12 protein-coding genes are annotated in these 15,342 nt (G+C 72.8%); 7 read left to right on the plus strand and 5 right to left on the minus strand.

The window, feature by feature from the left end; genetic code table 11:
* Nucleotides 1-75 precede the first annotated feature (75 nt).
* The 5 genes from AB0J86_RS18500 (at nucleotide 76) to AB0J86_RS18520 (ending at nucleotide 7,738) form a co-directional block, all read left to right on the plus strand.
* A complete protein-coding gene (locus AB0J86_RS18500) occupies nucleotides 76-1,500 on the plus strand; it encodes a cation:dicarboxylase symporter family transporter (protein ID WP_363858537.1) in 1,425 nt (474 codons plus the stop codon).
* A 394-nt stretch (nucleotides 1,501-1,894) separates the two neighbouring features.
* Complete coding sequence (locus AB0J86_RS18505; protein WP_363858539.1) at nucleotides 1,895-2,830, plus strand: ABC transporter permease; 936 nt, start codon at nucleotides 1,895-1,897, stop codon at nucleotides 2,828-2,830.
* Nucleotides 2,827-3,906 carry an ABC transporter permease gene (locus AB0J86_RS18510; RefSeq protein WP_363858541.1) on the plus strand — a complete coding sequence of 360 codons (1,080 nt, stop codon included), beginning with the start codon at nucleotides 2,827-2,829 and terminating at the stop codon, nucleotides 3,904-3,906. The genes AB0J86_RS18505 and AB0J86_RS18510 overlap by 4 nt, the downstream gene beginning before the upstream one ends.
* A 293-nt stretch (nucleotides 3,907-4,199) precedes the next feature.
* A complete protein-coding gene (locus AB0J86_RS18515) occupies nucleotides 4,200-5,870 on the plus strand; it encodes an ABC transporter substrate-binding protein (RefSeq protein WP_363858544.1) in 1,671 nt (556 codons plus the stop codon).
* Complete coding sequence (locus AB0J86_RS18520; RefSeq protein ID WP_363858546.1) at nucleotides 5,867-7,738, plus strand: ABC transporter ATP-binding protein; 1,872 nt, start codon at nucleotides 5,867-5,869, stop codon at nucleotides 7,736-7,738. The genes AB0J86_RS18515 and AB0J86_RS18520 overlap by 4 nt, the downstream gene beginning before the upstream one ends.
* 305 nt (nucleotides 7,739-8,043) lie before the next feature.
* On the opposite strand, the gene AB0J86_RS18525 is transcribed toward AB0J86_RS18520, so the two are convergent.
* The 5 genes from AB0J86_RS18525 to AB0J86_RS18545 all read right to left on the minus strand — a co-directional run bounded on the left by AB0J86_RS18525 (nucleotide 8,044) and on the right by AB0J86_RS18545 (nucleotide 12,159).
* Entirely contained in the window at nucleotides 8,044-8,742 is a 699-nt protein-coding gene (locus AB0J86_RS18525) for a TetR family transcriptional regulator (protein WP_363858547.1), read from the minus strand.
* A complete protein-coding gene (locus tag AB0J86_RS18530) occupies nucleotides 8,705-9,154 on the minus strand; it encodes a DCC1-like thiol-disulfide oxidoreductase family protein (protein WP_363858549.1) in 450 nt (149 codons plus the stop codon). The genes AB0J86_RS18525 and AB0J86_RS18530 overlap by 38 nt, the downstream gene beginning before the upstream one ends.
* Nucleotides 9,151-9,666: a hypothetical protein gene (locus tag AB0J86_RS18535; RefSeq protein WP_363858551.1), complete on the minus strand. Its 516-nt coding sequence runs from the start codon at nucleotides 9,664-9,666 to the stop codon at nucleotides 9,151-9,153. Before AB0J86_RS18535 ends, AB0J86_RS18530 begins: the two co-directional genes overlap by 4 nt.
* 143 nt (nucleotides 9,667-9,809) lie before the next feature.
* A complete protein-coding gene (locus AB0J86_RS18540; RefSeq protein WP_363858553.1) occupies nucleotides 9,810-10,586 on the minus strand; it encodes a phosphatase PAP2 family protein in 777 nt (258 codons plus the stop codon).
* A 121-nt stretch (nucleotides 10,587-10,707) separates the two neighbouring features.
* On the minus strand, nucleotides 10,708-12,159 hold the full coding sequence (locus tag AB0J86_RS18545; RefSeq protein ID WP_363858555.1) for a glycoside hydrolase family 3 N-terminal domain-containing protein: 1,452 nt from the start codon (nucleotides 12,157-12,159) through the stop codon (nucleotides 10,708-10,710).
* A 182-nt stretch (nucleotides 12,160-12,341) separates the two neighbouring features.
* Here AB0J86_RS18545 and AB0J86_RS18550 point away from each other — a divergent pair, with 182 nt between their 5' ends.
* Both AB0J86_RS18550 and AB0J86_RS18555 read left to right on the plus strand, forming a co-directional pair.
* Nucleotides 12,342-13,514 carry an ROK family transcriptional regulator gene (locus AB0J86_RS18550; protein WP_363858557.1) on the plus strand — a complete coding sequence of 391 codons (1,173 nt, stop codon included), beginning with the start codon at nucleotides 12,342-12,344 and terminating at the stop codon, nucleotides 13,512-13,514.
* Between the two features lie 138 nt (nucleotides 13,515-13,652).
* Nucleotides 13,653-15,218, plus strand: a complete 1,566-nt coding sequence (locus AB0J86_RS18555; protein ID WP_363858559.1) for an N-acetylmuramoyl-L-alanine amidase — start codon at nucleotides 13,653-13,655, stop codon at nucleotides 15,216-15,218.
* Nucleotides 15,219-15,342 lie beyond the last annotated feature (124 nt).

A 15,342-nucleotide genomic window follows, 5' to 3' on the forward strand; every position in this document is an offset into this window, starting at 1 on the left:
GCGTGCTCATTTAGTAATCGTTCTGCTATTAACGGACGTTACGCCGTAAGGCGCAACTCGGTAGGGTTTGGCTCCATGGCTGACTCGACACCACCCTCACCTCCGGCATCGCCGAAGGCCACCACCGTGGCGGAGCCTTCGGCGCGCCGGGACCGCACCAGATACCTCTACCTCGCCGTGATCGTGGCGGTGCTCGCCGGCATCGCCGTGGGCTTCCTCGCCCCTGAGTTCGGCAAGAGCCTGGCGCCGCTCGGCACCGGCTTCGTCGCGCTGATCAAGATGATGATCGGCCCGGTCATCTTCTGCACGATCGTGCTCGGCGTCGGCTCGGTACGGAAGGCGGCCGAGGTCGGCAAGGTCGGCGGCCTGGCGCTGGGCTACTTCCTGGTCATGTCGACGGTCGCCCTGATCATCGGTCTGGTGGTCGGCAACCTGATCCATCCCGGCTCGGGCCTGCACCTGAACGAGACGCTGGCCGGGGCGGGCCAGAAGGCGGCCGGCGGCGCGAAGGAGGGGACGGTCGAGTTCCTGCTCGGCATCATCCCGACGACGCTCTTCTCGTCGCTGACCGAGGGCGAGGTGCTCCAGGCCCTGCTGGTCGCGCTGCTGGTCGGGTTCGCGGTGCAGAGCCTCGGCGCCAAGGGCGAGCCGGTCCTCGGGGCGATCGCGGTGCTGCAGCGGGTGATCTTCAAGGTGCTCGCCATGATCATGTGGTTGGCGCCGATCGCCGCCTTCGGGGCGATCGCGGCGCTGGTCGGCGCGACGGGGGTGGACGCGCTGAAGAGCCTCCTGCAGATCATGCTCGGCTTCTACGCAACCTGTCTGATCTTCGTCTTCGTCGTACTCGGTCTGCTGCTCTGGCTGGTGGCCCGGGTCTCGATCTTCAAGCTCCTGGGCTACCTGGGTCGGGAGTTCCTGCTCATCCTCTCCACCTCCTCGTCGGAGTCGGCGCTGCCGCGGCTGATCGCGAAGATGCAGCACTTCGGCGTCGCCCGTCCGGTGGTCGGCATCACCGTGCCGACCGGCTACTCCTTCAACCTGGACGGCACCGCGATCTACCTGACCATGGCGTCCCTCTTCATCGCCGACGCGCTGGGCAAGCCGCTCTCCGTCAGCGAGCAGATCGGCCTGCTCCTCTTCATGATCATCGCGTCCAAGGGCGCGGCCGGGGTCACCGGCGCCGGCCTGGCGACGCTCGCCGGCGGGCTGCAGAGCCACCGTCCCGAGCTGGTCGACGGGGTCGGACTGATCGTCGGCATCGACCGTTTCATGTCCGAGGCTCGGGCGCTGACCAACTTCGCCGGCAACGCGGTGGCGACGGTACTGGTCGGCAGCTGGACCGGGCAGTTCGACCGGGAGCGGGCGGCGGCGGTACTGCGCGGCGAGGACCCCTTCGACGAGGCGACGATGCTCGACGAGGACGACCACGGCCAGGCCGAGGCGAGCGCGCCGGCCGCCGCGGCCTCCACCGGCGCCATCCCGGCGCCGAGGTCCAAGTGACGACCCACCACGGGCGGGCCGGGTGACGGCCGCCCGATAGCCGTGGGCCGGCGAGGGCGAACGCCCTCGCCGGCCCTCTTTGTGGCCGCGTACGCGCTCCGCTCCGTGACGGCGCGGAATCGCATTGCTGATCTTCGACCGAATTCCCTATCAACCAGGTCTGTGTTGTAGGTCTCTATCTGGCAGCAAAACCCCTTGACGGCCCACTCGGGTCTATAGCATCAGCGCCGATCGCTCGAAAAATGTTTCGCGATCATGCCGCTCGGCGGGTGCCGGCGGCCCGGAGGGGAGGGAGCAGGAGCCGTGCGCGAACGACGTTGCCAGATGTGGTCCCGTCGCCAGTGTCCGGTCCGCCCGGCGCTCTCCGTCCCGCTCGCCCGGCTCGGGTAGGGCCATGTCCGTCGACACCATCGCGGCGCCGCCCGCCGCCGGCGGCCGTGGCGCGACCCGACACCCCTGGCGGCGCCTGGCCCGCGACCGCTGGGCGCTCACCGGTGGCGCGATCATCCTGCTCTTCGTACTGGTCGCGGTCGCGGCGCCGCTGCTGACCGCGATCGAGGGACAGGACCCGTACACGTACGACCTGGGCGCGCTCGCCGACACCACCGCGCCGCGCGGCGCCGCCGGCGGTATCAGCGCCGAACACTGGTTCGGGGTCGAGCCGGTCACCGGCCGGGACCTCTTCGCCGTGGTGGTCTACGGCGCCCGTACCTCGCTGCTGGTCGGGGTCGCGGCGACCGCCGTCTCGGTGCTGGTCGGCGTCGCCGTCGGCATCACCGCCGGCTTCTTCGGCGGCTGGTACGACCGCCTCGTGACCCGGGTCATCGACGTGCTCATCGGCTTTCCGTGGCTGGTCTTCGTGATCGCCCTCGGCGCGATCGCCCCGCCCGCCCTTCCCAAGCAGCTGTTGATCGTGCTCGTGATCGGCCTGTTCGGCTGGACCTCGATCGCCCGGGTGGTGCGCGGGCAGACCCTCGCGCTCAAGCGCCGCACCTTCGTGGTCGCCGCGACCGCGCTCGGCGCGGGCCCGGGGCACCTGCTCGTGCGCCAGCTGCTGCCGAACCTCGCGGCCACGATCATCGTCTACGCCACGATCCTCATCCCCAGCATGATCGGCATCGAGGCGGCGCTCTCCTTCCTCGGGGTCGGGGTGCCCCCGCCGACCCCCGCCTGGGGCCGCTCCATCGGCGAGGCGGTCCCGTGGGTGCAGACCGATCCGATGTTCCTGGTCTTCCCGGGCGCGGCGCTCTTCGCCATCACGCTCGCCTTCAACCTGCTCGGCGACGGCCTGCGGGACGCGCTCGACCCGCGTACGAGGGGGCTGCGGTGAGCACGCCGACTCCGGACGCCCGGACGGCGGAGCGCACGGGACCGGTCGCCGCCGCGAAGCGGCCCGCCCGCCGGGGCACCAGCACCCGGTCCCTGCGCTACGTCGGCGGCCGGCTGCTGGCCATGGTCGGCACGCTGCTCGTGATCAGCGTGCTGACGTACGCGGTCTTCTTCCTGCTCCCGGCGGACCCGGCGCAGCTGAGCTGCGGCCGGCCCTGCACCCCGCAGCGGCTCGCCGACGCGAGCGCCTTCATGGGGTACGACAAGTCGTGGATCGAGCAGTACCTGGCCTTCCTCGGCGGCATCGTCGCCGGGCGGGACTTCGGGACCGGGGCCGCCGCGGTGCACTGCGCCGCGCCCTGCTTCGGCTACTCGTTCCGGCTCAACGAGTCGGTCACCCAGCTGATCGTCGACCGGGTGCCGGTCACCTTCTCGATCGCGCTCGGCGCGGCCGTGCTCTGGCTGGTCATCGGGGTCGGCGCCGGCGTCGCCTCGGCCGTGCGGCGCGGTACCGCGGTCGACCGTACGACGATGGCGCTGGCCACCGCCGGAGTCTCCGCCCCGAGCTACCTGGTCGGCCTGCTCGGCATCCTCCTCTTCGGCTTCACGCTGGACATGGTTCCGGTGAACGGGTACGTGCCGCTGACCGAGAACCCGCTCCAGTGGGCCTGGCACCTCGTCCTGCCCTGGTGCGTGCTCGCGCTGCTCAGTGCCGCCGTCTACGCCCGGCTCACCCGGGGCCAGATGCTCGAGGTGCTCGGCGAGGACTACATCCGTACCGCGCGGGCGAAAGGGCTGCGCGAGCGGCGGGTGGTGGGCCGGCACGCGCTGCGCAACGTGCTGATCCCGGTGGTCACCGTCTTCGGGCTCGACCTCGGCACGCTGCTCGGCGGCGCGATCATCACCGAGCGGGTCTTCAGCATGCAGGGCCTCGGCGCGCTGCTGCTGGACGCGGTCGGCAACGTCGACCTGCCGCTCATCGTCGGGGTGACGCTCTTCTCGGCGTTCCTCGTCATCCTCGCCAACTTCGTGGTGGACCTGCTCTACGGCGTACTCGACCCCCGGGTGTCGCGGTAGGCCCGCCGCCACCGGGCCCGCGGCCCGGCAGCTGAGACAAGACAACGGCGACCGCAGCGGCGCGGCCGCCGGGACACGAGGCGCCCCGACCCGGCCGGACCACCGGCCCGAGGCGCGGAGGGAACCCCGGTGCCGCCGGCGCCGAGGTGCGGAAGGAACCCCGGTGCGGTACGCGCCGAGGTGCGGAAGGAACCCCGGTGCGGTACGCGCCGAGGTGCGCAAGGACCCACTCGGCAGGGCCGAGGCGCGGAAGAGCTCGGCGCGGCAGCGCCGAGGCCAGGAAGGAAAGACAGATGAGAAGACCCGCCGCCGCGAGCGCCGCCGCGCTCGCCGCCCTGCTGGCACTGGCTGCCTGCAACGCCAACTCCGGCGACTCCACCGGCGCCTCCGGCTCGACGTCGGCCACCACCAAGGGTGGCACGCTCACCATCCTCACCGCCTCCACCGACATCAACTTCGACCCGGCCAAGAGCCAGAACCTGGCCACCACCACCCTCGGCCTGCTGCTGCGCCGACTGACCACCTGGGACATCCAGCCGGGCAAGCCGGCCGCGGTGGTGCCCGACCTGGCCACCGACACCGGCCAGAGCAGCGACGGCGGCAAGACCTGGACGTACCACCTCAAGGACGGCCTCAAGTACGCTGACGGCTCGGAGATCACCTCCGCCGACATCAAGTACGGCGTGGAGCGCTCGTTCGCGCCGGAGCTCTCCGGCGGGCTCGGCTACCACAAGAGTCTGCTGGTCGGGGCGGCCGCCTACAAGGGCCCGTACACCGGCGGTGAGCTGAACTCGATCGAGACGCCGGACCCGAAGACGATCGTGTTCCACCTGGACAAGTCGTACGGGGACTGGCCGTGGATCGTCTCGATGCCGGCGTTCTCGCCCGTGCCGAAGGCGAAGGACGACCCGAAGAAGTACAACCAGGACCCGGTCGCCTCGGGCCCGTACGAGGTCGACTCGTACCAGCAGGGCACCCAGGTCACGTTGAAGCGGAACCCGAACTGGGACGCGAAGACCGACCCGGTGCGTACCGGCGGCCCGGACGAGATCATCTTCCAGCTCGGCCAGGACACCACGGTCCAAGGGCAGCGGCTCATCGCCGACTCCGGCCCCGACCAGTCCGCCTTCGGCGCCGGCTTCGTTCCGCCGGCCCAACTGGTCCAGGTCCAGCAGAACCCCACCGCCAAGCAGCGGCTGGTCACCTCGGACGCGGGCGCGCTGGCGTTCCTGGCGATCAACACCCAGCGCGGCCCGCTGAAGGACGTCAAGGTGCGCCAGGCCGTCGAGTACGCGGTGGACAAGAAGGCGTTCCAGGTCGCCTCGGGCGGCGCCATCGGCGGTGACCTCGCGAGCACGCTGATCACGCCGGGCATCGCCGGCCGGGTCGACTACAACCTGTACCCGGCCGACCCGTCCGGCGACGTCGAGAAGGCCAAGCAGCTGCTGGCCGAGGCCGGCCAGGGCAACCTCAAGCTCACCCTGCTCAGCCAGAACGACGCGCCGAACCTGAGCAAGTCGCAGGCGATCCAGCAGGGGCTGCAGCGGGCCGGCATCACGGTCACCATCAAGCCGGTGGACTTGACCGCCTGGGAGGCGGAGGTGACCGGGGAGAAGGGCGACTACGACCTCACCGTCGCCAGCTGGCAGCCCGACTTCCCGAGCGCGAACGGCAACATCCAGCCGCTCTTCGACTCCAGCCAGGTCGGCGGCGGGGGCTACAACAGCGCCCGCTACTCGAACCCCGAGGTCGACGCGCTGATCGCCCAGGCCACCGGCGAGGTCGACCCCGCCAAGGCGCAGGCGCTCTGGGCGCAGGCGGACAAGCGGATCATGCAGGACGCCCCGGTGGTCCCGCTGATCTACACGAAGAACTCGTTCCTGCACGGCTCGAAGGTGCGGAACTTCTTCGTGGCCTCGTTCCCGGCGTACCCGAACTACCTGAAGGTGTCGCTGTCGAAGTGAGAACCACCGCGACCCCCGAGTTGCCGCTCGCGGTGGCGGGCCTGTCCATCTCGTTCGAGGTGGAGGGCGAGACGCACCAGGCGGTCCGCGACGTGACCTTCGGGTTGCGTCGCGGGCAGGTGCTCGCCCTGGTCGGCGAGTCCGGCTCCGGCAAGAGCGTCACCGCCATGGCCGCGCTGGGGCTGCTGCCCGGCAACGCGCGGGTGAGCGGCAGCGTCTCCCTGGCCGGTACCGAGCTGATCGGCGCCGAACCGCGCCTGCTGCGCGAGGTCCGGGGCGGGCGGATCGGCACGGTCTTCCAGGAGCCGATGACCGCCCTCAACCCGGTCTTCACCGTCGGGGACCAGATCGCCGAGGCGATCCGTACCCACCGGGACCTGGGCCGTACGGCCGCCGCCGCCCGCGTACGGGAGCTGTTGGCGCTGGTGGGGCTGGACGATCCGGAGCGGGTGGCGCGCGCCTACCCGCACGAACTCTCCGGCGGCCAGCTCCAGCGCGCCATGATCGCCATGGCGATCAGCTGCGATCCGGCGGTACTGATCGCGGACGAGCCGACCACCGCGTTGGACGTCACGGTCCAGGCCGGCGTCCTCGAACTGCTGCGGGACCTGCGGGCCCGGCTGGACATGGCGATCCTGCTGATCACCCACGACATGGGGGTGGTGGCCGACATCGCCGACGATGTCGTGGTGCTCCGCGCCGGCGAGGTCGTCGAGCAGGCGCCGGCCGAGCGGCTCTTCGCCGCGCCCGGGCACGACTACACGAGGAGCCTGCTCGACGCGGTACCCCGGCTGGCCGAGCTGACTCTCGACCCGCCGGCGCGGCCCGATCCGGCGGCGCAGACCGCCCCCGCGTCCGCGCCCGACCCGGCGGCGCAGACCGCCCCCGCGTCCGCGCCCGACCCGGCGGCGCAGGCAGGCCCCGCGTCCGGAGCGGCGGCGGGCGCGGAGCCGACCGCGGGCAGGGAACCGATCGCGGGCGCGGGCGCCGGGCCGGGCGCCACGGTGCTGCTGCGCGACGTGGTGGTCGAGTATCCGGGCCGGCGCGGCGCCGCCCGGGTCCGCGCGGTCGACGGCGTCTCCCTCGAAATCGCCGGCGGCGAGGTGCTGGGGCTGGTCGGCGAGTCCGGCTCCGGCAAGTCGACGATCGGCCGGGCGCTGGCCGGGCTGGTACCGGTCGACTCCGGCGAGGTGGTCGTCGACGGTACGGACGTGGCCCGTGCCGCCCGGCGGGCGTTCCACGGCGGGCGGGCCCTGCGGGCGACCCGGGCCCGGATGGGCATCGTCTTCCAGGATCCGGCGTCGTCGCTGAACCCCCGCCGTACCGTCGGCGACAGCATCGCCGAGCCGCTGCTGCTCCACACCGACCTACGGGCGGCGCCGCTGCGGACGCGGGTGGACGAGCTGCTGGAGGCGGTGAACCTGCCGGCCGCCATGCGGGACCGCTACCCGTACGAGATGTCCGGCGGGCAGCGGCAGCGGGTGGCGATCGCCCGGGCCATCGCCCTGGATCCGGCGCTTCTGATCGCCGACGAGCCGACCAGCGCGCTGGACGTCTCGGTGCAGGCCCGGATCCTGGAGCTGTTCCGGTCCGTACAGCGCCGCTTCGGCTTCGCCTGCCTGTTCGTCAGCCACGACCTGGCCCTGGTCGGCCAGCTCGCCGACCGGGTGGCGGTGATGCACCGGGGCCGGATCGTCGAGCAGGGCGCGGCGGGCGAGGTGCTGCGCTCGCCGGGGCACCCGTACACCCAGCGGCTGCTGGCCGCGGCGCCGGTCGCCGATCCGGCCCGGCAGGCGCAGCGCCGCGAGACCTGGCGCCGGCTCACCAGGGTCGGTACCGCCGGCGCGGAGAGCGCGGCCGTCGCCTGAGGACGGCCGGTTCCGGGGTCGGCCCCGGGACCGGACCGTCGACCGGCGGCGGACCGTGGCCCCGCGTGGGCGCCACGGTCCGCGTCCTCTCCCAGGCCGAGGTACCGGCGCTGCGGCGCGCGGGCGTCGGCGGCCCGTACGGCGCAGGTGCGCTGCGGCGGCGATCCGGGGGACGGGTGGCCGCTCGGCGACTGAAGGTAACGCTACGTACCCGTCGGCGGGCTTTCAAGGGTCGCCAGGACCGGTGCGAACTGCCCGTTAGTGCCGTTGACCTGCAATTTCCATTGCCAGCAGGTTCGCCGAGATCAGTGACGGATGGTACGGATCAGGTGCAGGACCTCCCGGGTGATCGGGCGGAGCACGCGCAGCCGGGAGAGCCCGACCGCCCGGTCGATCAGCGGTACGGCGCCGTCGATCAGCTGTCGCGTCTTCGCCTGCCCGGGCGAGCGGTCGTGCACCCAGTAGAGGACCACGCCCATGTAGGCGAGCCAGAGCAGCTCCGGCAGTTCGGGGCGCAGCTCCTCGTCGACCTTGGCCGTGGAGCCCTCCAGCACGTCGCGGAAGAGCGCGATCGCGGCCTCCCGGGGCTCCGACGACGCCGCCGAGAAGGGGCTCAGCGGCGACGTCGGTTCGGCGGCGGTCTTGAAGAAGGTGGCGGCGAACTCGTGCGAGGGGGTCAGCACGTCGATGCCGGCGTGCAGCACCCCGCGCAACCGGGTGGCGAAGTCGCGTTCGCGCGCCAGCAGCGCCGCGGCGCCGGCCCGGTGTTCGGCCTGGCTGTCGACGTAGAAACGCTGGATCAGGTGTTCCTTGGAGCCGAAGTAGTAGTACGCGTTGCCGACCGCGACGCCCGCCTCCTTGGCGATGGCGCGCATCGTCGTCTGGGCGTAACCGCGTTCCCGGAACAGCCGCATCGCCGTGTCGAGGATGTGCTGCCGGGTCTGCTCGCCCCGGGGGGTGGGGGGCTCAGCCGCAGCGGTCGTCGGCGCAGTCTCGTCGGTCATCGTCGCCACCGTATCCCGCGTCCCGGGTCGCCTCGCGCAGCGCCGACGCGGCCGTGACGATCCGCCGGGCGACCGGGCGCAGGCGTGGCCGGGCCAGGGTCTCCGCCGTCGCGCGGTAGCCGTGCAGCGCCCAGAGGCAGGCCAGCCAGGCGCCGTCGCCGGTGTAGACCGCGCCCGTGTCGGCGACCACGGTGATGTCCCGCAGCGTCGCCCCGTGGTCCAGGCCGGGAAAGCGCCGCCGGGCCTCGGCGGAGCCGGCCGCGACGAACTCCAGCGGTACGAGCTGGGCCTGCGCGGCCAGCCAGCGCCGGGCGGTACGGCACACGGGGCAGCCCGCGTCGTAGAGGACGGTCAGTGTGCCGATCCCACCGGCCCCGTGCCCGGTGGGATCGGCGCTCGGCGGGGTGGTCACGGAGCCGGCGGAGGTGCGTCCGGGCCCGTCGGTCGGGGCGGGACCGGTCCCGGCGCCGGCTGCTGCGGCAGGGTCCCGTCCGGGGGTGCCCCGTACGCCCCGACCGGCATCGGTCGCGGCATCGCCGGGAGCAGGCCGCTCGGTGCCACGGGTGGCCGGGCCGAGTTCTGGCGCAGCCGGCCCCGGCGGTAGCGCCCGAGCGCGAAGACGTTGAAGAAGTGCAGCGCCCCCAGGACGAGCAGCACCAGCCCGATCTTCTTGGAGAGCTCCTCCATCGTCTGGCTGGTCGAGCTGAGCCCGCCGTCGTACTTCATGGCGACCGTGACGTAACCGAGGTTGAGCAGGTAGAAGCCGACCACCAGCAGGCTGTTGACGGCCCGGGCGAGCTGGCCGTCGGCGAAGACGTCCGCCAGGAAGACCAGCCCGTTGCGGGAGAGCGTACGGGCCACCCAGATCGTCAGTCCGATGCTGATGAGCAGGTAGCAGAGGTACATCCAGACCTTGAAGTCCACCGCGCCACGCCTTTCTTGAACGTGTTCAGGTTGCGGTCACGTCGAGCGTACGGAAAGACTTGAACACGTTCAACAGAGGTGCGCGTCACTATTCGGCGAACCGACCGAAGTGGACCTGCGCGCGTACGGAGCGCGGCGTTGCGTCAGGGGCGCCCGGCGAGGGCCGGGCCGAGCACCGGCACCTGGCGTACCAACCCCACCAGGCGCACCGCCGCGGGCATTCCGGCCAGCAGCGACGCGGCCGTGACCGTCCCGCCGAGCGCCAGTCCGGCGGTGATGTCGTGCGGGTAGTGCACGCCGGCGACGACCCGCAGCAGCGCCGCCAGTACGCCCAGCGGCAGCACCACCGGCGCCAGCCGCCGTACGGTCAGCGCCAGGCCGACCGCCAGCGCGCCGCCGATGGTGGAGTGGTTGCTGGGAAAGGACCAGTCCCCGACGGGTGGGCAGGTCGCGATCGTGTGCACCGCGCCGAGCGCCCGGCACGGCCGCTCCTCGTCCACCAGCGCCTTGAGCCCCTCACTCGTCGCGTAGGCCACGGCGGTGCCGACCATGGTCAGCAGCGCGCCGCCGACCATGCGCGGGTCGCGGACCCGGCCGAGCAGCCAGACCCCCGCGACCAGCAGCAGCAGGAGCAGCAGGGTGCCCTCGGTGGCGAGTTCGACGAGATCGTGCGCGAAGCCGGGCGCCTTGCCCGCGGTCTCGGCCACGAGCCGGTACCCGGCCGCCGAGGGTCCCTGCGTCACCCGCAACGGCGTCGGCCCGCCGAGCCCCGCCGGCGCCAGCATGGTCAGCAGCCCGGCGCCGATGAGCAGGCACGCGAGCGCGAGCACCAGCCGGCTCCGCCAGGAACCGGCCAGCCACCCGTCGACCCCCGTCGTGGCCGAGTTTCGTACGGATCCGGGAAGGTCTTCGGGGGCCATGCCCGGTGAGCGTACGGCAAGCGAAAAATGAACGACGAATGAACATCCCTCCACGGGAGAGTGTCGCGATCGGAGCCGCTCCGGACTGCGCCTCGGCTCGACACGATCGGCCGGACACGGCCTAGCCGACCAGGCCCAGCGCCTCCGCTGCGGCCCGCCCGTTGGCGTGGCTGGCGCCGTAGGTGAGGACGAAGGCGCGCACCCCCGCCGGCCGCCACCGCGCGGGCCAACCCATCTCCACCACCGTCACCGGATGCCGGGCGGCCAGCCGCTCGACCAGCTCGGGGGCGCCGGGCAGACGGTGCAGGTTCCGCCCGACCAGCACGATCGGGCGGTCGCCGGCCAGCTCGCGCAGCGCGTCGGCGTCGATCTCGGTGGCCACCACCCGCAACTGCTCCGACCGGTCCAGGTGCGGCCCGAGCCCCCAGGGCACCCGCCCCTCGGCGATGGTGGAGGCCGAGAAGAGCTGCACCACGAGCGGGGTGCCCAGCTCCGGCGGCGTGCCCTCGACCCGGATCGCCCGGCGGGCGGCCGCGTACCCGAGGCCGTCGGGGGACGGCTGGGCCGGGATGCCGGTACCGGTCCGGGCGGCCAGCGCGGCGGCCCGCCCGGCGGCCTCCTCGACCCGGGCGAGCGCGAGCCGGCCGTCGCCGAGCGCGGTGACGATCTCCTCCACCACCCGTTCGACCAGTGCCTCGTCCACCTTCGCGCCGATGCAGAGCAGGTCGGCTCCGGCCGCGAGGGCCCGTACCGCCGCGGGCCCGGTGCCGCCGGCGGCCATGCTCGCCCCCTTCATCTCCAGCGCGTCGGTGATGATCGTGCCGGTGAAGCCGTACTCCCGGCGCAGCAGGCCGACCAGGACGGCGTGGCTGAAGGTGGCCGGATCGGCGCCGGTGAGGACCGGTACCCGGATGTGCGCCGTCATGATCGCCTGGACCCCGGCGTCGACGACGGCCGCGAACGGCGGCAGGTCGCGCCCGCGCAGCACGTCGAGGGGTACGTCCACGGTGGGCAGCTCGTAGTGCGAGTCGGCGACGGTGGCGCCGTGGCCGGGGAAGTGCTTGGCGCAGGCGGCGATGCCGGCGGCCTGCAACCCGGCGACCGCCGCGGCCGAGTGGGCGGCGACCCGGACCGGGTCGGCGCCGAAGGAACGGGTGCCGATCACGGGGTTGTCCTCGGCGGAGTTCACGTCGACCGTGGGGGCCAGGTCGACCGTGATGCCGAGCGCGGCCAGTTCGTCGCCGATGGCCCGGTACACCCGGCGGGTCAGCTTCACGTCGCCGACCGCGCCTAGGGCGGCGTTGCCCGGGTACGGGCTGCCGGTGGCGTGGGCGAGCCGGGTGACGTCGCCGCCCTCCTCGTCGATCGCCACGATGGCGTCGGTACGGGCGGCCCGCAGCGCGGCGGTGAGCGCCGCGACCTGGCCGGGGTCCCGGACGTTGCCGCCGAAGAGGGTGTGCCCGGCCAGCCCCTCGGTGAGCAGTCGCAGCGCCCAGTCCGGCGGCGTGTCGCCGGGAAAGGCGGCCAGTAGCGTCCCCAGCGCCAGCCGGCGCAGTCCGGTGTCGGTACCCACGTTTTCTCCCTCTCCGACGCGGCCCCGGTCCGAGTGTCGCCCGGAGAGGGCCGGGTCGCGGTCAAGCGGTGCCGGGTCGTCTGACCGTCGCGGCCCGGAACGGCCATTACGCTACGGCTACTTGTTGCTCACTAAGCTTGCTGAAACGGTAGTAAACCTTCCTAATCCCCAGAGGATGCTGCATGAGTTCCACGCGCCTACCCGGTACCCCCCGCCTGCTGCGTGCGCTCAACGACCGGGCGGCGTTGGAGCTGCTGCTCGACCGCGGCCCGCTGACCCGCGCACAGCTCGGCGAGTTGACCGGGCTCTCGAAGGTGACGGCGTCGCAGCTGGTCGAGCGCCTGGAGGAGCGCGGGCTGGTGACCCGGGTCGGCGAGCAGGCCGGCGGGCGCGGCCCGAACGCCCAGCTCTACGCCGTCCGGCCCGGCAGCGCGCACGTGGTCGGCGTGGACGTCGGCCCGGACCGGGTGGTGGCGGCGTGCGCGGACATCACCGGGGCGGTGATCGGTCGGGTCGAGCAGTCGACCCGGGACACCGACGACCCGGTCGGCGTGGTGCACAACGCGGTGGTGCAGGCCGCGAGCAGCGCCGGGGCGCAGCTGGCGAGCGTACGGCGGGTGGTGCTCGGTACGCCCGGCCTGGTCGACCCGGCCACCGGCGACATCACCTTCGCGTTCAACCTGCCGCGCTGGCATCGCGGTCTGCTCGCCGCGCTGCGGGAGGACCTGAACATCCCGGTGGTCTTCGAGAACGACGTGAACCTCGCGGCGGTGGCCGAGGCGCAGTCCGGCGCCGCGCGGGGGATGGACGACTTCGTGCTGGTCTGGGTCGGCGTCGGGGTCGGCGTCGCCATCGTGCTCGGCGGGCGGCTGCACCACGGCAGCAGCGGCGCGGCAGGCGAGATCGGCTACCTGCCCGTACCGGGTGCCACGATCCCGCGGGACGTCTCGCGCCGGGCCAAGCCCGCCTTCCAGCAGCTCGCCGGGGCCGACGCGGTGCGGGCGGTCGCCCGCGAGCACGGCTTCCGGGGCGCCACGCCGGCCGACGCGGTGCGGGACGCGATCGCGGCCGGTACGGCGGGCGGCCCGATGCTGGACGAGCTGGCCCGGCGGCTGGCCCTCGGGGTGGCGAGCACCTGCGTGGTGCTCGACCCGCCGCTGGTGGTGCTGGCCGGGGAGGTCGGGCAGGCCGGCGGCAGCGCGCTGGCCGAGCGGGTGCAGCACGAGGTGGCCGCGATCACGCTGGTCAAGCCCCGGGTGGTGGTGACCGAGCTGACCGACGAGCCGATCCTCCAGGGTGCCCTGCGCACGGCGCTCGACGCGGTCCGGGACGAGCTGTTCGGCTCCACGGTCTAGCACGCCCCACATGTGAAGAAATTCTTCACCAGGGTAAATAGCTTTGCAAGCTCTCGACATAGACGGAGGTCGCGCTATACCGTACGGCCACCCGGCGTCCCCTGATCGGGACGTCCGATCACTCGGGGAGGAGTGACGGTGACTGTTCGGCTCTCTAGACGGCGCGCGAGCCTGCTGCTCGGCGGCGCACTGGTCATGGCGATCGGGTCCGGCCAGCCCGCCCTGGCCGCCGGCGCGACGCAGGCGGGTCCGATGGCGGGCGTCCCGGCGGCCGGCCCGCTGGGCGCGGCCTTCGACACCGCCGCCAAGCGGTACGACGTACCGCGCGACCTGCTCGCCGCCCTCGGCTACGCGGAAACCCACCTGGACGGGCACGGCGGCGCGCCCAGCGCCTCGGGCGGCTACGGCGTCATGCACCTGACCAGCAACCCCAAGACCCGTACCCTCGACGAGGCGGCGGCCCGCACCGGGCTGCCGACCGCGCTGCTGCGCGCCGACACCGGCGCCAACATCGTCGGCGCGGCGGCGGTGCTGCGCTCGTACGCCGACGCGGCCGGCCTCGACGCCGCCCAGCGCGCCGACGTGGACGCCTGGTACGCCCCGGTCGCCCGGTACGGCGGCGCGACCGACCCCGCCACCGCCCGGCTCTACGCCGACACCGTCTACGACCTGCTCTCCACCGGCTTCACCGCGGCCACCCCGGGCGGCGCGTTCGGCCTCTCCGGCCGCCCCGTGGCGCCCCGTCGCGGGGCGTACGCCTCGGTGGCGCCCCTCGGCGGCGTCGGCACCCTCAGCACCGACTACGGCCCGGCCGCCTGGGTGCCGGCCAGCACCGCCAACTACACGGTCTCCAGCCGCGAGTCGGCCTACCCGATCAACTACGTGGTGATCCACACCATGCAGGGCTCGTACTCCGGGTCGATCAGCTGGTTCCAGAACCCGTCCGCCCAGGTCAGCGCCCACTACCTGATCCGCTCCTCGGACGGCGCGATCACCCAGATGGTGCGGGACAAGGACATCGCCTGGCACGCCGGCAACTGGACCTACAACACCCAGTCGATCGGCATCGAGCACGAGGGCTACGTCAACGACGCCTCCTGGTACACCGACGCGATGTACCGCTCCTCGGCGGCGCTGACCAAGTTCCTCTGCGACAAGTACGGCATCCCGAAGGACCGGTCGCACATCATCGGGCACAACCAGGTGCCGGGCGCCACCCACACCGACCCCGGCCCGAACTGGAACTGGACCTACTACATGCAGCTCGTCACCGGCTCCGGCGGCAACCCGCCGAGCTGGTCGGCCACCGTCGACAACGACACCGCCGGCCGCTTCACCGCCAGCGCGAACTGGGGCGTCTCGACGTACTCGGCCCAGCGGCAGGGCGCCGACTACCGGTACGCGAACCCGGTCCAGTCCAGCGACCCGGCCTGGTACAAGGTCAACATCCCGGAGACCGGCACGTACCGGGTGGAGGTCTGGTACCCGGCCGACCCGGGCTACAACTCCGCGACGCCGTACATCGTCGCCACCTCGACCGGCAACCAGACGGTCCAGGTCGACCAGCGCTCCGGCGGCGGACAGTGGAAGTCGATCGGCACGTTCACCCTCACCGCCGGTGACGGCGACAAGGTCGCGGTCAGCCGCTGGACCAGCGGTACCGGATACGTCATCGCCGACGCGATCCGGGTCAGCCGGGTCTGACGTCGCCCGGGTCCCCCTCGCCCGCGTCGGCGGGCGCGTCGACGCCCGCGATGCGGGGCCCGACGGCGCCAACGAGTACGTCTTCTACGACGGTCCGCCGTTCGCCAACGGGCTGCCGCACTAC

Origin of the sequence: Micromonospora sp. NPDC049559 (genome assembly GCF_040676675.1) — a bacterium.
Classification (GTDB): domain Bacteria; phylum Actinomycetota; class Actinomycetes; order Mycobacteriales; family Micromonosporaceae; genus JBFAPK01.